This is a genomic window from Ornithinimicrobium sp. (assembly GCF_035267225.1).
In the GTDB taxonomy this organism is placed as follows: Bacteria; Actinomycetota; Actinomycetes; order Actinomycetales; family Dermatophilaceae; genus Ornithinicoccus.
Genome location: NZ_DATFMA010000084.1, coordinates 1 through 19,375, shown reverse-complemented (window position 1 = coordinate 19,375; position 19,375 = coordinate 1). Strand labels below are relative to the sequence as shown.

The following is a 19,375-nucleotide window of genomic DNA, read 5'->3' as shown; positions in this document are numbered from 1 at the left end:
GTATGAGCGGGTTGCGCCTGGTGCTGGTCCGGCACGCGAAGACCGAGCGGGTCGGGCCGCCCGGCCAGGGCGACCACGGACGGCGGCTGACCGAGCGTGGGGTGGCGGACGCGCGCGCTGCAGGGCGCTGGCTCCTCGAGGCCGGCCTGAAGCCCGACCTGGTGGTGTGCTCGACGGCGACGCGCGCCCGACAGACGTGGCAGGCGATGGCCGGCGCCATCGGGGACGACCGGACGCCGGGCCTGGCGGAGGTCGAGACGTGGCAGGAGCCGCGCGCGTACCTGGCGACCACGGAGGACCTGCTCGCGGTGCTGGCGGAGGTCCCGGACGGCGTGAGGTGTCTTGCCCTGGTCGGCCACTCACCCGGCATACCCGACCTCGCCGACCTCCTGTCGGACGGGCCGCGGGCGGATCCTGAGGCGGCAGCGGCGCTGCAGGACGGGTTTCCCACCATGACCAGCGCGGTGTTGCTCGCGAGTGTCCCCGCCGAGCGGGTCGGGCCCGGGACGATGACGCTGTCGGCGGTGCACACCGGTCGCGGAGAGCGGTGAACCTCGGCGCGAGGTTGCCCTGACGTCAAGCGCTACCGTGATGGGTCTCTCGCACGTCGCAAAGGAGCAACCCCGGTGTCGACTACGACCACTGCGTTCTCGATCGAGCCTCGACCGGACGGTGCCACCCCGGAGCGGATCGCGCAGGTGCTGGCCGCGCCCAAGTTCGGCTCGGTCTTCACCGACCACATGGCACGGATCGACTGGGACGCCGAGCAAGGGTGGCACGGGGGACGGGTGAGTGCCTACGCGCCCCTTCAGGTCGACCCGGCGATGGCCGTCCTGCACTACGGCCAGGAGATCTTCGAGGGGATGAAGGCCTACAGCCACACCGACGGCTCGGTGTGGACCTTCCGGCCCGAACGCAACGCGGCCAGGTTTGCTCGCAGTGCGCGTCGGCTCGCGCTGCCCGAGGTCCCTGAGACCCTCTTCCTCGAGGCGCTCTCCGCGCTGGTGGAGGTGGACCGCGCCTGGGTGCCGGAGTCCGCCGACGGCGAGGCCAGCCTGTACCTGCGGCCCTTCATGATCGCCACCGAGGTGGGCCTGGGGGTGCGTCCGAGCAGCACTGCGGCCTTCATCGTGATCGCCTCCCCGGCCGGAGCCTACTTCGCCAGCGGGGTGAAGCCGGTGAGCATCTGGCTCTCCGAGGGGTACTCGCGCGCGGCCCCGGGGGGGACCGGCGCGGCCAAGTGCGGCGGGAACTACGGCGCCTCGCTGGCTCCCATGGCCCAGGGCCTGGAGCACGGATGCGACCAGGTGGCGTTCCTCGATGCCGTCGAGAACCGGTGGGTCGAGGAGCTGGGCGGGATGAACCTCTTCTTCGTCTACCGCGACGGCAGCATCGTCACACCCGAGCTGACCGGCACGATCCTCGAGGGCGTGACGCGGTCGTCCCTGATCGAGCTGGCCCGCGAGCGGGGGCACGAGGTCACCGAGCGCCGGTACTCCATCGACGAGTGGCGCGCCGACGCTGCCTCCGGCGACCTGGTCGAGGTGTTCGCCTGCGGCACGGCGGCGGTGATCACCCCGGTCGGGCGTCTGGCTTGGGACGGCGGCGAGCTCACCCTCGGCGACGGTGAGCAGGCTGGTGAGGTGGCCGCGGACCTGCGCCAGCGGCTGTTGGACATCCAGCGTGGCCGGGTGGAGGACGCCCACGGCTGGCTGCACCGCCTCGCCTAGGGTGAGGTCATGCGGATCTGTAGGTTCACCGCGGGCGACGACCCGATGTTCGGACTCGTCGACGGGGCGGGGGAGAAGCTGGCCGAGATCAGCGGCGACCCGCTCTATACCAAGATCGAGCTGACCGGGCAGACCCACCCGCTGGAGGACGTCCGCCTGCTCGCCCCGGTCATCCCGCGCTCCAAGGTGGTCGGGATCGGCAGGAACTACGCCGACCACGCCGCCGAGATGCAGGGCGAGGTGCCCGCGGAGCCGCTGATGTTCCTGATGCCCAACACGGCCGTCGTCGGGCCCGGAGACCCCGTGGTGGTGCCCAGCGTCACCACCGAGGTGTCCTACGAGGCCGAGCTCGCCGTGGTGATCGGCCGGTTGTGTAAGGACGTGGCCGCCACCGACGCCGCCTCGGTGGTCTTCGGGTATACCGCAGCCAACGACGTCACGGCACGAGACCTGCAGCGCACTGACGGCCAGTGGGCTCGGGCGAAGGGGATGGATACGTTCTGCCCGTTGGGGCCGTGGCTCGAGACCGACCTCGATCCCTCGGCCCTCTCGGTCCGGTGCTGGGTCGACGGCGACCTGCGCCAGGACGGGTCGACCGCCGACATGGTCTACGGGGTGGGCGCCTTGGTCGAGTACGTCTCGCGCGCGTTCACCCTCCTGCCCGGAGACGTCATCCTCACGGGCACGCCGGCCGGGGTCGGCCCCGTCGTGGCCGGACAGCGCGTGGAGATCGACATCGAGGGCATCGGCACCCTGAGCAACCCGTTCGTGGCCGCGGACTGACGCCTCAGGGCCTGGCCGGGTCCCGCTCGGCCTGCTTCGGCGATGCGTCGGCCTCCACGGGCTCGGCCTGATCGGGGGTCTCGTCCTCAGCGGACAGCTCGCCGCCCCGCTCCGAGGCCGGCAGGGTGAGCGTGTGCTGGCGGTACAGCGCGGCTCGGCGTTCGCCGTCCTGCGCGGCCTCGCGCCCGTAGGAGGTGTGCGTGAGCACCTGCTCGGCCGTCGCGTCACCGGTGCGCAGGTCCAGCTGCTCGCTGGCGTACCTGGCCGAGGCCATCAGGCAGGCGGTGAACGGCACCGCCAGGAAGACCCCGATGATGCCGAACAGCGTACCGCCGATGGTGATCGACACCAGGATGAGGGCGGCGTGCACCTGCATCGTCTTGCCCTGGAGCCACGGGGAGAGCACGTTGCCCTCGAGCTGCTGCACGAGCAGGATGATCACGAGGACGGCGAGCGCGGTCTGCCAGCCGTTGGTGACCAGGGCCACCAGCACGGCAAGAGCACCGGCACTGATCGCACCCACGATGGGGATGAACCCGGCGAAGAACGTGATGACTGCGAGGGCCCCGGCCAGAGGCACACCGAGCACGAGCAGGCCCATCCCGATGAGTGCGGCGTCGATGGCGCTCACCAGGGCCTGGGTGCGGATGAAGCCGCCGAGCACCTTCCAGTTGCGCGCCAGCACCTCGGTCAGGTGACGCCCGGCTCCGCGGCCCACCACGGAGCGTTGCCAGGCCGGGAAGCGGTGCCCGTCCTTGAGGAAGAAGAAGGTCAGGGCCAGCACCAGGACGGTGTTGACGACCACCGAGCTGATGGCCGAGACCCCGGAGAAGGCGCCGGAGGCGATCGCGCCCCCTCGCTGCTGCACCCACGAGATCGACTGCTGCACGAGGTCGTCCATCTCGCCGGTGCTGACGTTGAACGGCTCTCCGGCCAGCCAGTCCTGCAGCTGCGCCAAGCCGTCGCTGGCGGCGCTCGCCACCTCACGGAACTGGGCGGCGATCCCCGGAACGATGAAGACGAAGGAGCCGACGATGACCATGACCGCGATCAGCAGCGTGAGCGCTGAGGCGAGGGTCATACCCAGGCCCCACCGGTGCAGCGCGTGCGCGAACGGTGACAGCAGCGCGGTCAGGATCAACGCGAGGATGACCGGCAGGAGCCCACCCCACAGGAACGACAGGCCCCAGAGCAGCAGCACGACGCCGAGAGCGGCCACGATGAGCCGCCACGACCATCGCGCCAGCACGTTCAGCCACGCGCCGAGCACCTCGGCGCGGTCGGCCCGGTCCTCGAGCGGCACGGGGGAGGCGCCCGTCTGGGCGCCCGCGGGCGGGGTGTCCTCGGTGCGCTCCTGGCTCGACACGCCGACGGCAGGCCGTGTCTGCCCCCCGGAAGCGCCGTTGTCAGCGTTCATGGCACTCCTTTCCTCGGCCTAGAATCTCATCCTTTTCGCCCGGCCCGATGCATCGTGGCCCGTGGCGCTTCACAGCGCGGCCCCGGGCTGCATGGCCCCTGAGTGTCGGGTCGGCGGCGTAATCTGCCCGGGTGACCGAATCGCCCATTGGCATCTTCGACTCGGGGTTCGGGGGGCTGACCGTCGCCCGTGAGGTGCTCGACCAGCTTCCGCACGAGTCGGTGCTCTACCTCGGTGACACCGCCCGCGCTCCGTACGGGCCGCAGCCCATCGCCGTGGTGCGCGCCAACGCGCTGCAGTGCCTGGACAGGCTGGTGGACCACGGGGTCAAGGCGCTGGTCATCGCCTGCAACTCGGCCTCGGCCGCGGTGCTGGCGGACGCCCGCGAGCGCTACGACGTCCCCGTGGTGGAGGTCATCCGCCCCGCGGTGCGCCGCGCCGTCTCGGTGACCCACTCCGGCCGCGTCGCCGTGATCTCGACGCGGGCCACCCACCAGAGCCGCGCCTACCTCGATGCGTTCACCGCCGCACCCGCCCACGTGCGAGTGCTCAGCCAGCCCTGTCCGCGTTTCGTGGACTTCGTCGAGGAGGGCATCACCAGCGGCCCGGAGGTCATCGAGACGGCTCGGGAGTACCTGGCTCCGCTGCAGGAGGCGGACATCGACACCGTGATCCTCGGCTGCACCCACTACCCCCTGCTCACCAGCGTCCTGACCTACGTGCTGGGTGAACGCGTCGCTCTGGTCTCCTCGGCGGCCGCGACCGCCGCGGACCTGTTCCGGGTGCTCACCGACACAGGGCTGCTCCGTCCGTCCGGCAGCGAAGCCCCCACCCACCAGTTCCTCACCACCGGAGACCCGCACGGCTTCACTCCCTTGGCCCGCCGCTTCCTCGGCCCCGAGGTGGAGCACGTGGCGCGCGCGTACGTCGGGCGTCCGGAGGAGCGGTCCGCGTGAGCGCCGTGGACGGCGTGCAGCCGGTGGCGCACGGTCACTTCCTGACCCTGACCATCGTGGGGTGCGCGGGGTCCTTTCCTGGGCCGGACAGCCCGGCGAGCTGCTATCTGGTCGCTGCCGAGCACGAAGGCCGCCGGTGGCAGGTGCTGATGGACCTCGGCGGGGGTGCGCTGGGCGCGCTGCAACGGCATACCGACCCGATGAGCCTCGACGCGGTCCTGCTCTCCCACCTCCATCCCGACCACTGCCTGGACCTCACCGGTCTGCACGTCATGCGCAGTCATCACCCGGACGGTGCGGCTCACGAGCGGTTGGACGTGTACGCGCCCTCGGGCGCCGCCGAGCGCCTCGGCCGCGCCTACGGCGTGGAGGAGCCCAGCGACGTGCAGGACAGCTACCGCTTCCACGTCCTGAGCGACCGGCGCGCCTTCCGTGTCGGTCCCCTCTCGATCCTGCCGGTCGCTGTGCGCCATCCGGTCGAGGCCTTCGGCTTCCGGGTCGAGTGCGGGCCGGTGACGCTGGCCTACACCGGGGACACCGACAGCTGCGAGGCGCTGGGGCCGCTGATGCACGGGGCTGACCTGGTGCTCGCCGACTCTGCGTTCGTCGGCGGCCGGGACAGCGCCCGCGGGGTCCACCTCACCGGTCGTCGTGCGGCCGAGGCGGCCGTGGCGGCGGGGGGCGTCGGCCGGCTGATGCTGACGCACATGCCGTCGTGGAACGACCCGGAGGTCTGCCGTGCCGAAGCCGCGGAGGTCTGGCCCGGCACGGTGGAGCTGGCTCGCGGGAACGAGCGCATCGCGCTGTAGCGAGCCCCGAGCGGCCATCCGTCGGCGCCTCCGGCGTCGAAGACCCCACAGCCGTCACGAGGCCGTCATGTCCGCGGCCCGGGCGCCTTGAGAAGGTGGAGACATGACGATGCGGTGGGCCAGTGCCTTCGCCGGGCTGGCCGCGGGCTCGGTGACCCTCGGGGTCGCCGAGCTCCTGACGCTCGCGCTGCGCCGCGCCGGTCTCGACTCCGGGACGCCGTCGGCACTGCTGGCGGTCGGGGGGACCGTGGTGGACCTGACGCCGGCCTGGCTGAAGGACGCGGCGATCGCCGCCTTCGGCACCTGGGACAAGCTCGTCCTCTTCCTGGTGATGGGGGTGGTGCTCGCCCTGCTGTGTGCCGGCCTGGGAGTGCTGACGAGCACGAGGCGTCTGATGGGGCTGCTGCTCTTCGCGGTCGTCGGCGCGGTGGGCGCCCTGGCCGTCCTGACCCGCCCCGGAGCCGGGCCCCTCGACGCCGCGCCGACGATCGCCGGCACCTTGACCGGACTGGTGACGTTGGCCTGGCTCATCGCGCGGAGCACGAGTCTGCTGGAGCCGCGCACAACGTCGGACCAGCCTGGACTGGGCCGCCGCGGCTTTCTCCTGGCTGCCGGGGCGCTCACCACCGCCGGCCTCGTCGGGGTCTACCTCGGCCGTACCGTCGGCCAGGCCCAGGAGGCGGTCGAGGCGGCGCGGCGCCGCCTGTCGGACCGGTTTGCCGGTCGCCGGCCCGCGGTGATGATCCCCGACGAGGCCGATCTCGGCGTCGACGGTCTGGAGCCGTTCCTGACCAGCAACGAGTCCTTCTACCGCATCGACACCGCACTGTCGGTGCCCCAGGTCGACCCGGGCACCTGGACGTTGCGCGTGCACGGGATGGTGAGCGAGGAAATCACGCTGGGCTTCGAGGACCTGGTCTCCGAGGACCTCGTCGACACCACCGTGACGTTGTGCTGCGTGTCGAACGAGGTCGGTGGCGAGCTCATCGGCAACGCGGTGTGGACGGGTTGGCCGATCCGTGAGCTGCTCGAGCGCGCCGGGGTGTCCCCCGAGGCGGACATGGTGCTCTCGACCAGCGAGGACGGATGGACGGCGAGCACACCGCTCGAGGCCTTGACCGACGAGCGCGACGCGGTGCTGGCCGTGCTGATGAACGGCGAGCCGCTGCCCGCCGAGCACGGTTTCCCGGTCCGGATGGTGGTGCCGGGGCTGTACGGCTACGTCTCGGCGACGAAGTGGGTCACCGAGCTCGAGGTGACCCGCTTCGACCGCGACCAGGCCTACTGGACCAGCCGGGGCTGGAGCGCTCGTGGCCCGATCAAGGTCCAGTCGCGTATCGACGTCCCCGGCGAGGGCGCCGGGCTCCAAGCGGGGCCGGTCGTGGTCGCGGGCATGGCCTGGGCCCAGCACGTCGGGGTCGACGAGGTCGAGATGCGCGTGGACGACGGCGACTGGCAGCAGGCTGAGCTCTCGGGTGAGGTCTCCATCGACACCTGGCGGCAGTGGCGGGTGGTCTGGGACGCCACGCCCGGGTCGCACACCCTGACCGTCCGGGCCACCGACCAGGGTGGTCAGACCCAGGTCGAGGCCGAAGCCCCGCCGGCTCCGGACGGTGCGACGGGGTGGCACTCGATCGAGGTGACTGTGGCCTGACGAGGGTGTCGGTGCCGCTGTGGGCACTGCGCGGGCACCGTTAGCCTGGGGCGATGACCTCACCCCCCCACGCCCGTCACGACGGGCGCGCGCCGGAGGACCTCCGAGAGGTCCGTCTCACCCGCCACTGGCTGGACCACGCCGAGGGCAGCGTGCTGGTCGAGTTCGGCCGGACCCGGGTGCTGTGTGCGGCCTCCCTCACCCAGGGCGTACCGCGGTGGCGCAAGGGCAGCGGCCTGGGCTGGACCACGGCGGAGTACGCGATGCTTCCCCGCTCCACCCACACCCGTAGCGACCGGGAGTCGGTGAAGGGGCGGATCGGGGGCCGCACACACGAGATCTCGCGGCTCATCGGACGCAGCCTGCGCTCGGTGATCGACCTGTCGGCCCTGGGAGAGAACACCATCCAGCTCGACTGCGACGTGCTGCAGGCCGACGGGGGGACACGCACCGCTGCGATCACCGGCGCCTACGTGGCGATGGCCGACGCGGTCGAGCAGGCAAAGGAGCTCGGCTACGTGGCGCGTGGCGCGAACCCGCTGACCGACTCGGTGGCCGCGGTCAGCGTCGGCGTCGTCGACGGCGTCGCGGTGCTGGACCTGGACTATCCCGAGGACTCCGGAGCGGACACCGACATGAACGTGGTGCTCACCGGCGGCGGGACCTTCGTCGAGGTCCAGGGCACGGCCGAGGGGACCCCGTTCGACCGGGCCACGATGGACCAGCTGCTCGACCTGGCCGTGGGCGGCTGCGCGTCGCTGGCGCGCAGGCAGGCTGAGGCGCTGCGCGCGCCGTCGCGACCATGAGCGACGGCGGGTCACCGTCCGCACTGGTGCTGGCCAGCCGCAACGCGCACAAGGTGGACGAGCTCCGCACGATCCTCGCCGGGGCCCTGCAGCGGTGCGGACTGGATCTTCTCGGTGTCGACTCCTTCCCCGGCGCGCAGGACGTCGTCGAGTCGGGTGTCACCTTCGCGGACAACGCCTTGCTCAAGGCCCGGGCCGCGGTCGAGGCCACGGAACGGCCCGCGGTCGCCGACGACTCAGGGCTGGCGGTCGACGTGCTGGGCGGCAGTCCGGGCGTCTTCAGCGCGCGGTGGTCGGGGGTGGGCGGAGCCGGTCGAGACGAGGCCAACAACGCGCTGCTGCTCACCCAGCTCGCCGACGTGCCCGATGAGCACCGCGGCGCCGGCTTCGTCTGCGCGGCCGCTCTGGTGCTCCCGGACGGGACCGAGATCGTGCGCGAGGGCTCCGTGCGGGGAGTGCTCGCCCGCGCTCCGCAGGGGTCGGGCGGTTTCGGCTACGATCCTCTCCTGATGCGTCCCGACGGTCGCACGCTGGCCCAGTACGCACCGGGGGAGAAGCACGCCGTCTCCCACCGCGGGGCAGCCTTCCGGGCCCTTGCGGCGGACCTCGTGCGCATCTTCGCTCCCGCCGGCTGACGGCACCTCTTCCTCGCATCGCAAAGGGAACCCATGGCACACCAGTGGCGCGGCGTCGTCGCCGAGTACGCCGACCGTCTGCCGGCCTCGGTCACCTCCACCGTCGTCACCTTGCGCGAAGGTGGGACGCCGCTGATCGAGGCCGAGTACCTCTCCCAGCTGGTCAGCGCCGAGGTCCACGTCAAGTACGAAGGACTCAACCCCACGGCGTCCTTCAAGGACCGGGGGATGACCGCGGCCATCTCGGCTGCCGCCAGCCGCGGCGCCGAGGCGGTCATCTGTGCTTCGACCGGCAACACCAGCGCGAGCGCCGCGGCCTACGCCACCAAGGCGGGGATGCGATGCGGGGTGCTCGTGCCCGACGGCAAGATCGCCATGGGCAAGCTGTCTCAGGCCATCGCCCACGGCGCCACGCTGCTGCAGGTGGAGGGAAACTTCGACGACTGCCTGACGGTCGCACGCAAGCTGGCGGAGACCTACCCGGTCGAGCTGGTCAACTCGGTCAACCCGGCCCGCATCGAGGGACAGAAGACCGCGGCCTTCGAGGTCGTCGACGAGCTCGGCGACGCTCCCGACGTGCACTGCCTGCCGGTCGGCAACGCCGGGAACATCACCGCGTACTGGCGCGGCTACACGGAGTACACCAACGACAGCGAGCACCCCGGGCCAGCCACCAGATGTCCGCAGATGTGGGGTTTCCAGGCGGCCGGGGCGGCGCCCATCGTGCTCGGCCACCCGGTCGACGAGCCGGACACCGTGGCCACCGCGATTCGGATCGGCAACCCGGCCTCGTGGGCCCAGGCCCTCGCGGCACGCAGCGAGTCGGGCGGGGTCATCGAGCCGGTCACCGATGAGGAGATCCTGGACGCCCACCGGCTGCTCTCCGCCCGCGAGGGCATCTTCGTCGAGCCGGCGTCGGCAGCCTCGGTGGCGGGCCTGCTCAAGCAGCATCGAGCCGGCCTGGTGCCCGTGGGGTCCAGGATCGTCTGCACCGTCACCGGCCACGGACTGAAGGACCCGCAGTGGGCGCTGAAGACCGCGGACGGAGACGACATCGAGCCGCAGCGCATCTCCGTGGACGCCGTCAGCGCCGCGGCCGCGCTGGGGATGCAGTGATGTCCGCCGCCGCACCGGGGTTGGAGGTGGCTGTGCGGGTTCCGGGGAGCTCGGCCAACCTCGGCCCCGGGTTCGACACCGTCGCTCTCGCGGTGGGGCTCTACGACGAGTACGCCCTGAGCGTCACCGAGGAGCCGGGCCTGCGGGTACAGCTGCGTGGGGCCGGGGCCGACGTGCTGCCGCGCGATGAGACGCACCTGGTCGCCCGCGCAGCGGCCGAGGCCGTCGCCGTGTGCGGTGGCCCCTGGGCCGAGGAGCTGGCCGCTGACGGGCTGGGGCTGCGGCTGGAGTGCGCGAACACCATCCCGATGTCGGCGGGACTGGGCTCCTCGGCCGCTGCGGTGGTGGGTGGCTGGGGTCTGGGCTTCGCCCTGACCAACGCCCTCACCCGTGAGGCGGCCACCCTGAGCCCGGCCGACCTGGCCGTGATCAACACGCGTACCGGGGTCTGGGAGGGGCACCCGGACAACTCCTCGGCCAGTGTCTACGGGGGGCTGACGCTCTCGTGGCGCCCTTCCGTCGAGGTCGTCCGCACGGCGACGATGACGTTGCATCCCGACATCGAGCCGGTCGTGCTCGTGCCCCACAGCGACCGCCTGTCGACGGCGACCGCTCGGGCCGTGCTCGCCCCCACCGTGCCGCACGGCGACGCCGTGCGGCAGGCGGGGCGGGCCGCCCTGCTGGTGCACGCGCTGACGACCGAGCCCGCGTTGCTGCTGGACGGCACGAGCGACTGGCTGCACCAGGAGCAGCGCCGGTCCGCCTACCCGGCCACCATGGCCGCCGTCGATGCGCTGCGTGACCTGGGACAGGCGGCCGTGGTCTCGGGGGCGGGTCCCTCGGTGCTGGTGCTGTCGCGCGCCGACATGGTCGAGGACCTGGCCGCCGAGGTGCGCTCCTGGGGACGGGGGTGGCACATGATGCGCCCAGGGGTCGCCGAGCGCGGGCTGGACACCTACCGCTGAGGCCCGTGCTCCAGCAGGCTCGGCACCGACCATCCTCCGCCGGCCAGCTCCAGGCGCACCTTCTCCCGCAGCTCGGCATCCACGAAGTCCCGCAGCGTCCGCCCGCGCAGGCAGCGCAGACGGACGCTCAGCCAGGTGAAGAGCTCCTCCTGGCTGCGCAGGGTCACCGGCTCCTCGTCCTGGGCCAGCACACCGTGCCGCGAGACGTAGAGCTGCACCTCGCGCACCGGTGCGGCTCCCGGGCGCACCCGGGCCGGCAGGTCGACGGGGAGGGGTAGTCGCCGGTACTGCGGCTCGGTCTCGTCGATCCGGGCCAGCTGCGCCGGGGTGAACCAGGCCAGCGCGAAGGTCAGCGCAGCGGCGGGCCTGCTGTCACGTTGCCGGTACGGCGCTGCCGCCACGTACCCGGGCCGGCTGACGTGGGCGGAATGACCCACCCCCAGGCCCGGTACCAGCACGGCGGTGAACACCACGTGTGCGTCCGCGCCTGCGCCGAGGGTCGGCCCCAGCTTGTCCCGGACGACCTCGGGGGAGGCGTTCGAACCCGACGCCAGCACCGCTGTGCGTTGACCCGGTGCCGGCTCCCCGATGTCGGCCGCGCGAAATCCCTGGTCGTCCAGGACGCCCTCGCGGAGCGGGACCGCCCATGGATAGGCCTGCGGAGGACGGGTGACCACGTGCGCTCGGCGGGAGTCGAACCCGCATGCCCGGAGGCACAGGAACCTAAATCCTGCGTGTCTGCCAGTTCCACCACGAGCGCCTGTGCCGACGATGATAGGGGCTGCAACGATAGGTGTGACGACGGGACGAACAGCTGACGATGGCGGCAGCGAGGGTGCTTCGACGTGGGGTGAGCGGACTGAGGGATGATGCCGCTGTCAGACTCTGCTGAAAGGATGAGGTGATGCTCCTCCGGATCAGGCAGTGGCTGCGCCGCGTCGGCTACGACATCATCGGCTGGACGCTGATGGTGGTCGGCGTGGTGCTGATGCCGCTTCCCGGGCCGGGCACGCTCATCCTCGTCACCGGCCTGGTCATCCTGGCGCAGAACAACTCGTGGGCCGAGCGGCAGCTGGCCCCGATGCGGCGTCAGGCCTACCGGGGGGCGCGGGAAGGCGTGAAGACCTGGCCGCGCGTCATGTTCAGCGCGCTCAGCGCCCTGGTCGTCGTGTCCGTGGGAGTGGTGTTCATCTGGGACCCTCCGGCCCCCAGCTTCTGGCCCGTCTCGGAGCGATGGTGGCTGTTCGGGGGGACCGCGACCGGGGTCGGCATCGTGGTCTCCGGCCTGATCGCGCTGGGGCTGCTCATCTACAGCGTGAGGCACTTCCGCGGCGACCGTGGCCGGGTGGAGCGCGTCAAGCGGGCGTGAGACCGAGCGTCTTGCTCAGCATCGCCACATGGCCGGTGGCCTTGACGTTGTGCTTGGCCCACACGACGACGCCCTTCTCGTCGATGACGACGGTCGAGCGGATGACTCCGGTGATCGTCTTGCCGTACAGGTTCTTCTCGCCGTAGGCGCCATAGGCCAGAAGCACCTTCTTCTCGGGGTCGGACAGGACCGGGTAGGTCAGGGACTCCTGGTCGACGAACTTGGCCAGCTTGCTGGGGGCATCGGGGGAGACGCCCACCACGGCATACCCTTCGTCGGTGAAGGTATCCAGGGAGTCACGGAAGTCGCCCGCCTCGGTGGTGCAGCCCGGCGTCATCGCCGCGGGGTAGAAGTACATGATCAGCTTGCGACCCTGGAAGTCGCTGAGGCTGACGGTGTTGCCCTCCGCATCGGGGAGGGACCAGTCCGGTGCGGGGGCGCCGACTTCAAGCTGGGACATCTGTTGCCTCCATCGTCCTTGACGGTGTGTTCTGGGCTATCGTCTCAGGCGAAGCGCACCGGCGCCCAGGTCAGCACATCAACGGCAGAAGGACGGCACATGGCGGACAAGCAGAAGCCACGCTCGGAGAACGAGATCGAGGCGGACCTGTCGGCGACCCGGGACCGGTTGGCGCAGACGGTGGACGAGCTGGCCTTTCGGGCGAGCCCGGCGGAGATCAAGCGGCGCCAGCTCGAGAAGCTGCGCGCCAAGGGCAACGAGGTGGCCTTCGACGACGACGGCGACCCGCGCCTGGACCTGCTCGCCGTCGTCCTCGCCGGGGTCTCCGGGGTGGCGTTGCTGCTGGGGACGGCCCGCCGTCTGCTGCACAAGCGCTGACGGCCTCGGCACGAGACGCTCTTGCGGCGTCGAGAACGCGCCGAGGTGATCGTCGACAAGGCCGTCTACCGAGACGGCGTACGCCACGACTGCGGTGACCTCGCTGAGACGCTGGAGCTGCTTCGCGAGTCGCGCGACGGGTTTTTGTGGGTCGGTCTCAAGGACCCCACCGACGCGGAGTTCGACGAGGCGCGAAAGGCGCTGGACCTGCACCCCCTCGCCGTCGAGGACGCCCTCAACGGCAAGCAGCGGGTCAAGGTCGAGCGCTACGGTGAGACCACCTTCGCCGTGCTGAAGACGCTGCGCTACGTCGAGGCCACCTCCGACGTGGAGACCGGCGAGATCATGATCTTCGTCGGAGACCACTTCGCCGTGAGCGTCCGCTGGGGTGAGGCGGCGCCGCTGGCCGGAGTGCGCCGGCGGTTGCAGGAGAAGCCGCAGCTGATGCGCGAGACCGGGTCGCTCGCGGTCTTTCATGCCGTCCTGGACTCCATCGTCGACACCTACCGCGACATCGACGGCGAGATCCAGCAGGACCTGGAGGAGATGGAGCGGGCCGTCCTGGCCGAGCACGACACCGGCCACTCGGCCGCCGTCTACCTGCTCAAGCGCGAGGTGCTGGAGTTCCGCCGGGCGGCCGACCCGCTCGTCAAGCCCGTCTCCTGGCTGCGCGACCCCGAGGGGCCCATCTCCTCCGAAGAGCTGCGGCTGCAGTTCCGGGATGTGGAAGACCACCTGCGTCAGGTCGTGGAGCACATCGACAGCTACGACAGGCTGCTCACCGACGTGCTCAGCGTGCACCTGTCCCAGGTCGGGGTGCAGCAGAACGACGACATGCGCAAGATCAGTGCCTGGGTGGCCATCGCCGCCGTCCCGACCCTGCTGGCGGGCATCTTCGGGATGAACTTCCAGTACATGCCCGGCCTGGGCTGGGGGTGGGGATACCCGGCGGCGCTCCTGCTCATGCTCATCATCTGCCTGGCGCTCTACCGCGCCTTCCGCCGCTCCGGCTGGCTGTAGTCCGCTCAGGCAGGCGTCAGGCAGGCGGGGAGGCGGTATCGGCTCGCGCTTGCACGAAGGCCGACACGCAGGCCCGCACGTCCTGCTCGCTGTGCGCCGCCGAGAGCTGGACGCGAATGCGCGCCTTGCCCCGGGGAACGACCGGGTAGCTGAACGGGATGACGTACACGCCGTAGGCCAGCATCGCGTCCGCGATCTGCGTGGCTCGCCGCGCACCGTCCTCGCCCGGGAACATCACCGGGGTGATCGGGTGCGAGCCCTCCAGCAGGTCGAACCCCTCGTCGGTCATGAGACCGCGGAACAGCTGCGTGTTGGCGACCAGACGCTCTCTCGGCTCGGAGGCGTCCCGGGCGATCTGCAGCGCCTTGAACGACCCCGCCACCACCGAGGGCGCCACCGCGTTGGAGAACAGGTAGGGCCGGGCCCGCTGCTTCAGCAGCGCCACGACCTCCGGATGGGCTGCGACGTACCCGCCACTGGCACCGCCCAGCGCCTTGCCCAGGGTGCCGGTGACGATGTCGACCCGGCCCATCACGTTGCAGTGCTCGGCCGTGCCGCGGCCGCTCTCGCCCACGAACCCGGTGGCGTGGCAGTCGTCGACGAAGACCATCGCCCCGAACTCCTCGGCCAGGTCGCAGATCTGCTCCAGCGGCGCGTAGTAGCCGTCCATGGAGAACACGCCGTCGGTCACGATGACCATGCGCCGGGCCCCGCGGTCACGGGCGGTCTCCAGCTGGGTGCGCAGGTCGGCCATGTCGCGGTTGGCATAGCGGTAACGGGCGGCCTTGCTCAGCCGCACCCCGTCGATGATCGACGCGTGGTTGAGTGCGTCGGAGACGATGGCATCCTCGGGGCCGAAGAGCACTTCGAACACGCCGCCGTTCGCGTCGAAGCAGGAGGCGAAGAGCACGGCATCCGGGGTGCCGCTGAAGTCGGCGATGGCCCGCTCGAGCTCACGGTGCTGGGTCTGGGTGCCGCAGATGAACCGTACCGAGGCCATCCCGAAGCCCCACTCGTCCAGCGCCTCGCGCGCCGCGGCCACCACCTCGGGGTGGTCGGCCAGGCCGAGATAGTTGTTGGCGCAGAAGTTCAGCGCCTCACCGGAGGTGGTACCCACGTGGGCGGACTGCGGCGTGGTGAGCTCGCGCTCCACCTTGAACAAGCCGGCATCGCGCATCTGGTCCATCTCGGCCAGCAGGTCGTCCTTGAACGCAAACATGAGTGCTCCTGTCGTCGGGCTTCGGTCGGCGCAGTCAGCGCGTTGGGTCAGCTCCAGTCCATGATGACCTTGCCGCACTCGCCCGAGCGCGCGGCGGCGAAGGCGTCCTGCCACTGCTCCGCCCGGTACCGGTGGGTGATCACCGACCGGATGCGCTCGCGCAGCTCGGCGGAGGTCTGCAGCATGAAGCTCATCCGGTACCAGGTGTCGTACATCTGCCGTCCGTAGATGCCCTTGATGGTCAGCATCCGGGTGATCACCGGCCCCCAGTCGACCGCGAACGGCTCCGACGGCAGCCCGAGCATGGCGATGCCCGCACCGTGCTGGCAGTTGTCGATGAGCTCCTTCAAGGCGGCCGGGCTGCCCGACATCTCCAGGCCGACGTCGAAGCCGAGCAGCATGCCGAGCTCCCGCTGGTAGGGGGCGACGCGCTCCCGCGCGACGTTGACGGCGTGGTCGGCGCCTGCACGCCGCGCCATCTCGAGCCGGAAGTCGCTGACGTCGGTCGCGACGACGAAGCGGGCTCCGACGTGCCGCGCGATGGCCGTAGCCATGACCCCGATGGGGCCGCAACCGGTGATCATGACGTCGTCTCCGGCGATGGGGAAGGTCAGCGCCGTGTGCACGGCGTTGCCGAGCGGGTCGAAGATCGAGCCCAGGTCGGGGTCGAGGTCGTCCGGCTGGACCCAGACGTTGGTGTAGGGCACGCAGACGTAGTCGGCGAAGCCCCCGTCGCGGTTCACCCCGACGCTGGAGGTGTTCACGCAGACGTGTGGGCGACCCGAGCGGCAGTTGCGGCACACGCCGCAGATGACGTGGCCCTCGGCCGAGGCGCGCATGCCCTCCTTGATCTCGTACGGAGCGGCGGCACGGGGCACGTTCGCGCCGATCTCGACGATCTCGCCGTAGAGCTCGTGGCCCACCACCAAGGGCGGCTTGAGCATCGAGGCGGCCCAGTCGTCCCAGGACTCGATGTGCAGGTCGGTGCCGCACAGTCCGGCGCGCAGCACCCGGATCTTCACCTCGTGGGGCTGGGGGTGCGGCTCGGGAGCGTCGATCAGCTCGAGCCCGGGCCCGGGAGAGGTCTTCGCCAGTGCGCGCATGCGGACATCCTGGCCGATCGGTCGGCGATTTAGGGGGGCCGCGCCCACGGGTGCTAAAGTTCGTCGGCGTTGCGCCAATAGCTCAATTGGCAGAGCAGCTGACTCTTAATCAGCGGGTTCGGGGTTCGAGTCCCTGTTGGCGCACCAACCCAGTTCTTCACCACCGGCAGTGGGCCGCCGGTAGGCGGCGACCCAGTGTGGAAGGCACACGGTCGGGTCGTGCGAATGAGGCAGAATCACCGGATGTGACCACCTCCAGGCGAGCCTCCGATGTCGACCCTTCCGAGCATCCGAAGAAGATCGACGTCGTCCCGGCTCTGAAGCGGACCGTGACCGAGTTCCTGCAGGACAAGGGCACGGATCTCGCGGGGGCACTGACCTACTACGCCGTGCTGTCGCTCTTCCCGGCGATCCTGGCGCTCACCTCGCTGCTCGGGGTCTTCGGCCAAGGGCCGAGCACGACCCAGGCCATGCTCGACGTCACCAAGGAGCTCGGCGTCGCCGAAGACAGCCTGGCGCCGGTCGAGACCTTCGTCGAGGACCTGCAACGCAGCGACGGCGCCAGCATCGCGCTGTTCATCGGTCTGGCCACCGCGCTCTTCGCGGCCTCGAACTACGTCAACGCGTTCTCGCGGATGATGAACACCGTCTACGGCGTCGAGGAGGGCCGCCCGATCTGGAAGCTGCGCCCGTGGCTGGTGCTCATCACCTTCATCTGCCTGCTCCTGGCGGTGGCCGTGGCCCTCTCTCTGGTGTTCACCGGCAGCATCGTCGACGCGGTGGGCTCAGTCATCGGGCTGGGGGACACTTTCGTGACGGTCTGGACCTACGCGAAGTGGCCGGTGATGCTCCTCATCGTGATGTTCGTCGTCGGGCTGCTCTACTGGGGAACCCCGAACGTCAAGCAGCAGAAGTTCCGCTGGCTCTCCGCAGGGGCGGTCGTGGCCATCATCGGGTGGGGCATCGGCACGTTCGGCTTCTTCTTCTACGTCAGCAACTTCGGCAGCTACAACGCCACCTACGGCGCGCTGGCCGGCATCATCGTCCTGCTCGTCTGGCTATGGCTCACCAACATCTTTCTCGTGCTCGGGGCCGAGCTCGACTCCGAGCTCCAGCGCGCCCGGCAGCTGCGCCTGGGCATCGCGGCCGAGAAGGAGATCCAGCTGCCCTACCGCGACAGCTCGGGGGTCGAGAAGAAGGAGGAGAAGGAGCGCGAGAAGACCGAGGAGGCCCGGCGGATCCGCATCGAGGCGGCCGCGCGGCGGGCCGGCTCGGACGGTACCTGAGCCCTCTCGCCACTGGTCCGGAGCACGGCCGGCGGACCGGTACGATGGTCGGCGTTGCCCGGAGCACGAGCGCTTCGCCGGCGACATGGTGGGTGTAGCTCAGCAGGTAGAGCGCCGCGTTGTGGTCGCGGATGTCGCGGGTTCAAGTCCCGTCACTCACCCTCGGCGTGGGATCCCGGCGCTCCCTGAGCCGTCGCGCGTGTGTCGCGGCATTCCCGGATCACGTCCTTCACGAACTCCAGGCGAACGGCTCCCGTCACGGACCCTTGTGCAGGCCCGCCTTCTTTGTGACGGTGGCGAGATGACTCATTCTCGTGATGCCTCCCCGGCGGTCGTGGCGCAGCAGCAGGTGCTGCGAGAGACGCTGCCTTTCGACGACGACCAAGACTTCATCGACGCCGAGACTGGTTTCCTCGGTCGTCTGGATCCGTGTGTGGTGCACGCCGACGACGGCCGGGTGGTGTGGGACAACGACTCGTACGGGTTCGTGCAGGGCGAAGCCCCCGACACGGCCAACCCGAGCCTCTGGCGTCAAGCGACCCTGGCGGCCAAGCATGGCCTCTACGAGGTGGTTGAGGGCATCTACCAGGTCCGGGGGCTCGACCTGTCGAACGTGACCTTCGTCGAGGGCCACACGGGCGTGATCGTGATCGACCCACTCATCTCGACCGAGACGGCCGCCGCCGCCCTGGCGCTCTACCGCGAGCACCGGGGCGACCGACCCGTGACGGCGGTGGTCTACACCCACTCCCACGCCGACCACTTCGGCGGCGTCAAGGGCGTGACCACGCAGCAGGCGGTCGATGCGGGTGACGTCGTGGTGGTGGCCCCGCCTGGCTTCGTGGAGCACGCGGTCTCGGAGAACGTCTACGCCGGGACGGCGATGGGGCGCCGCGCGGGGTACATGTACGGCGCTGCTCTGGAGCGCGGCCCCGCGGGCCAGATCGGCGCCGGCCTCGGGCAGACCACCTCGACCGGCACCGTCACGCTGATCGCGCCGACGCTCGAGATCACGACCACCGGGCAGGAGGAGGTGATCGACGGTGTCCGCATGGAGTTCCAGCTGGCGCCGGGCACGGAGGCGCCCACCGAGATGCACTTCTACTTCCCGGACCATCGAGCGCTGTGCATGGCGGAGAACGCCACCCACGTGCTCCACAACCTGTTGACCCTGCGGGGCGCCGTCGTCCGGGACCCTCACGCGTGGTCGACGTACCTGACGGAGGCGATCGACCTCTTCGGTGATCGCGTTGAGGTGGCGTTCGCGTCTCACCACTAGCCGACGTGGGGCGCCGAGCGAGTGGTCACGTTCCTCAGCCAACAGCGCGACCTCTACGCCTATCTGCACGACCAGACGCTGCGGATGATGAACCAGGGGCTGACCGGCGCCGAGATCGCCGAGGCCATGGTGCTGCCCCCCGCGCTGGAGAAGGCGTGGCACACCCGTGGCTACTACGGGTCGGTCAGCCACAACGTGAAGGCGATCTACCAGCGCTACATGGGCTGGTACGACGGCAACCCCGCGCACCTGTGGCAGCACCCGCCGGTCGAGGCAGGGCGGCGGTATGTCAGGGCCATGGGGGGTGCAGACGCGGTGGTCGAGCAGGCGCGCGCGGCGGTCGACGAGGGAGACCTGCGCTGGGCGGCGGAGATCCTGAGCCACGTCGTG

The 19,375-nt window shown here is 70.6% G+C and carries 21 protein-coding genes and 3 tRNA genes; 18 read left to right on the top strand and 6 right to left on the bottom strand.

Features of this window, described 5'->3' with window-relative positions; all coding sequences use genetic code 11:
- Positions 1-2: 2 nt before the first annotated feature.
- The 3 genes from VJ976_RS07955 (at position 3) to VJ976_RS07945 (ending at position 2,513) form a co-directional block, all read left to right on the top strand.
- Positions 3-551 (top strand): SixA phosphatase family protein, encoded by a 549-nt coding sequence (locus VJ976_RS07955; protein WP_324099585.1) that lies wholly within the window; start codon positions 3-5, stop codon positions 549-551.
- A gap of 75 nt (positions 552-626) precedes the next feature.
- A complete protein-coding gene (locus VJ976_RS07950; protein WP_324099584.1) occupies positions 627-1,730 on the top strand; it encodes a branched-chain amino acid aminotransferase in 1,104 nt (367 codons plus the stop codon).
- A 9-nt stretch (positions 1,731-1,739) separates the two neighbouring features.
- A complete protein-coding gene (locus tag VJ976_RS07945) occupies positions 1,740-2,513 on the top strand; it encodes a fumarylacetoacetate hydrolase family protein (protein WP_324099583.1) in 774 nt (257 codons plus the stop codon).
- 4 nt (positions 2,514-2,517) lie between these two features.
- Here the strand turns inward: VJ976_RS07945 and VJ976_RS07940 are convergent, their stop codons facing one another.
- Positions 2,518-3,930: an AI-2E family transporter gene (locus tag VJ976_RS07940; protein WP_324099582.1), complete on the bottom strand. Its 1,413-nt coding sequence runs from the start codon at positions 3,928-3,930 to the stop codon at positions 2,518-2,520.
- A 131-nt stretch (positions 3,931-4,061) separates the two neighbouring features.
- On the opposite strand from VJ976_RS07940, the gene murI reads away from it, so the two are divergent.
- From murI to VJ976_RS07905, 7 genes are all read left to right on the top strand, one after another.
- Positions 4,062-4,886, top strand: a complete 825-nt coding sequence (murI, locus tag VJ976_RS07935; protein ID WP_324099581.1) for a glutamate racemase — start codon at positions 4,062-4,064, stop codon at positions 4,884-4,886.
- Between the two features lie 41 nt (positions 4,887-4,927).
- Positions 4,928-5,695 (top strand): MBL fold metallo-hydrolase, encoded by a 768-nt coding sequence (locus VJ976_RS07930; protein ID WP_414693594.1) that lies wholly within the window; start codon positions 4,928-4,930, stop codon positions 5,693-5,695.
- A 103-nt stretch (positions 5,696-5,798) separates the two neighbouring features.
- Entirely contained in the window at positions 5,799-7,349 is a 1,551-nt protein-coding gene (locus tag VJ976_RS07925; protein ID WP_324099579.1) for a molybdopterin-dependent oxidoreductase, read from the top strand.
- A 53-nt stretch (positions 7,350-7,402) separates the two neighbouring features.
- On the top strand, positions 7,403-8,155 hold the full coding sequence (gene rph / locus VJ976_RS07920) for a ribonuclease PH (RefSeq protein ID WP_324099578.1): 753 nt from the start codon (positions 7,403-7,405) through the stop codon (positions 8,153-8,155).
- Positions 8,152-8,790 (top strand): non-canonical purine NTP pyrophosphatase, encoded by a 639-nt coding sequence (locus VJ976_RS07915; RefSeq protein ID WP_324099577.1) that lies wholly within the window; start codon positions 8,152-8,154, stop codon positions 8,788-8,790. The genes rph and VJ976_RS07915 overlap by 4 nt, the downstream gene beginning before the upstream one ends.
- Positions 8,791-8,823: 33 nt before the next feature.
- Complete coding sequence (thrC, locus tag VJ976_RS07910; RefSeq protein ID WP_324099576.1) at positions 8,824-9,906, top strand: threonine synthase; 1,083 nt, start codon at positions 8,824-8,826, stop codon at positions 9,904-9,906.
- A complete protein-coding gene (locus VJ976_RS07905) occupies positions 9,906-10,871 on the top strand; it encodes a homoserine kinase (protein WP_324099575.1) in 966 nt (321 codons plus the stop codon). Before thrC ends, VJ976_RS07905 begins: the two co-directional genes overlap by 1 nt.
- Here the strand turns inward: VJ976_RS07905 and VJ976_RS07900 are convergent.
- Both VJ976_RS07900 and VJ976_RS07895 read right to left on the bottom strand, forming a co-directional pair.
- Positions 10,862-11,548 (bottom strand): hypothetical protein, encoded by a 687-nt coding sequence (locus VJ976_RS07900; RefSeq protein ID WP_324099574.1) that lies wholly within the window; start codon positions 11,546-11,548, stop codon positions 10,862-10,864. The genes VJ976_RS07905 and VJ976_RS07900 overlap by 10 nt on opposite strands.
- A gap of 1 nt (position 11,549) precedes the next feature.
- Positions 11,550-11,631: transfer RNA gene (locus VJ976_RS07895), tRNA-Leu, on the bottom strand.
- Positions 11,632-11,775: 144 nt separating this feature from the next.
- Here VJ976_RS07895 and VJ976_RS07890 point away from each other — a divergent pair.
- Entirely contained in the window at positions 11,776-12,240 is a 465-nt protein-coding gene (locus tag VJ976_RS07890; protein WP_324099573.1) for a PGPGW domain-containing protein, read from the top strand.
- On the opposite strand, the gene bcp is transcribed toward VJ976_RS07890, so the two are convergent.
- Positions 12,227-12,700: a thioredoxin-dependent thiol peroxidase gene (gene bcp, locus VJ976_RS07885; RefSeq protein ID WP_324099572.1), complete on the bottom strand. Its 474-nt coding sequence runs from the start codon at positions 12,698-12,700 to the stop codon at positions 12,227-12,229. The genes VJ976_RS07890 and bcp overlap by 14 nt on opposite strands.
- A gap of 99 nt (positions 12,701-12,799) precedes the next feature.
- On the opposite strand from bcp, the gene VJ976_RS07880 reads away from it, so the two are divergent.
- Both VJ976_RS07880 and VJ976_RS07875 read left to right on the top strand, forming a co-directional pair.
- A complete protein-coding gene (locus VJ976_RS07880; RefSeq protein WP_324099571.1) occupies positions 12,800-13,078 on the top strand; it encodes a DUF3618 domain-containing protein in 279 nt (92 codons plus the stop codon).
- A gap of 45 nt (positions 13,079-13,123) precedes the next feature.
- Entirely contained in the window at positions 13,124-14,098 is a 975-nt protein-coding gene (locus VJ976_RS07875) for a magnesium and cobalt transport protein CorA (protein ID WP_324099570.1), read from the top strand.
- A gap of 16 nt (positions 14,099-14,114) precedes the next feature.
- Here VJ976_RS07875 and VJ976_RS07870 read toward each other — a convergent pair whose 3' ends face one another.
- Entirely contained in the window at positions 14,115-15,317 is a 1,203-nt protein-coding gene (locus tag VJ976_RS07870) for a glycine C-acetyltransferase (RefSeq protein WP_324099569.1), read from the bottom strand.
- A 47-nt stretch (positions 15,318-15,364) separates the two neighbouring features.
- On the bottom strand, positions 15,365-16,420 hold the full coding sequence (gene tdh, locus VJ976_RS07865; RefSeq protein WP_324099568.1) for an L-threonine 3-dehydrogenase: 1,056 nt from the start codon (positions 16,418-16,420) through the stop codon (positions 15,365-15,367).
- A 71-nt stretch (positions 16,421-16,491) separates the two neighbouring features.
- Here tdh and VJ976_RS07860 point away from each other — a divergent pair.
- The 5 genes from VJ976_RS07860 to VJ976_RS07840 all read left to right on the top strand — a co-directional run.
- Positions 16,492-16,567 (top strand) — tRNA-Lys (locus tag VJ976_RS07860).
- Positions 16,568-16,665: 98 nt separating this feature from the next.
- Positions 16,666-17,706: a YihY/virulence factor BrkB family protein gene (locus VJ976_RS07855; RefSeq protein ID WP_324099567.1), complete on the top strand. Its 1,041-nt coding sequence runs from the start codon at positions 16,666-16,668 to the stop codon at positions 17,704-17,706.
- Positions 17,707-17,794: 88 nt separating this feature from the next.
- Positions 17,795-17,867 (top strand) — tRNA-His (locus tag VJ976_RS07850).
- A gap of 140 nt (positions 17,868-18,007) precedes the next feature.
- Entirely contained in the window at positions 18,008-18,985 is a 978-nt protein-coding gene (locus tag VJ976_RS07845) for an alkyl/aryl-sulfatase (RefSeq protein ID WP_324099566.1), read from the top strand.
- A 21-nt stretch (positions 18,986-19,006) separates the two neighbouring features.
- The coding region (locus VJ976_RS07840; RefSeq protein WP_324099565.1) for an alkyl sulfatase dimerization domain-containing protein at positions 19,007-19,375 on the top strand (369 nt) is incomplete at its 3' end.

Coding starts and splice junctions, on each gene's coding strand:
- VJ976_RS07955 (WP_324099585.1), top strand. CDS start 3: ATGAGCGGGTTGCGCCTGGTGCTGGTCCGGCACGCGAAGACCGAGCGG.
- thrC (WP_324099576.1), top strand. CDS start 8,824: ATGGCACACCAGTGGCGCGGCGTCGTCGCCGAGTACGCCGACCGTCTG.
- tdh (WP_324099568.1), bottom strand. CDS start 16,420: ATGCGCGCACTGGCGAAGACCTCTCCCGGGCCCGGGCTCGAGCTGATC.
- VJ976_RS07880 (WP_324099571.1), top strand. CDS start 12,800: ATGGCGGACAAGCAGAAGCCACGCTCGGAGAACGAGATCGAGGCGGAC.
- VJ976_RS07870 (WP_324099569.1), bottom strand. CDS start 15,317: ATGTTTGCGTTCAAGGACGACCTGCTGGCCGAGATGGACCAGATGCGC.
- VJ976_RS07945 (WP_324099583.1), top strand. CDS start 1,740: ATGCGGATCTGTAGGTTCACCGCGGGCGACGACCCGATGTTCGGACTC.
- VJ976_RS07925 (WP_324099579.1), top strand. CDS start 5,799: ATGACGATGCGGTGGGCCAGTGCCTTCGCCGGGCTGGCCGCGGGCTCG.
- rph (WP_324099578.1), top strand. CDS start 7,403: ATGACCTCACCCCCCCACGCCCGTCACGACGGGCGCGCGCCGGAGGAC.
- VJ976_RS07905 (WP_324099575.1), top strand. CDS start 9,906: ATGTCCGCCGCCGCACCGGGGTTGGAGGTGGCTGTGCGGGTTCCGGGG.
- bcp (WP_324099572.1), bottom strand. CDS start 12,700: ATGTCCCAGCTTGAAGTCGGCGCCCCCGCACCGGACTGGTCCCTCCCC.
- VJ976_RS07890 (WP_324099573.1), top strand. CDS start 11,776: ATGCTCCTCCGGATCAGGCAGTGGCTGCGCCGCGTCGGCTACGACATC.
- VJ976_RS07845 (WP_324099566.1), top strand. CDS start 18,008: ATGACTCATTCTCGTGATGCCTCCCCGGCGGTCGTGGCGCAGCAGCAG.
- VJ976_RS07940 (WP_324099582.1), bottom strand. CDS start 3,930: ATGAACGCTGACAACGGCGCTTCCGGGGGGCAGACACGGCCTGCCGTC.
- VJ976_RS07915 (WP_324099577.1), top strand. CDS start 8,152: ATGAGCGACGGCGGGTCACCGTCCGCACTGGTGCTGGCCAGCCGCAAC.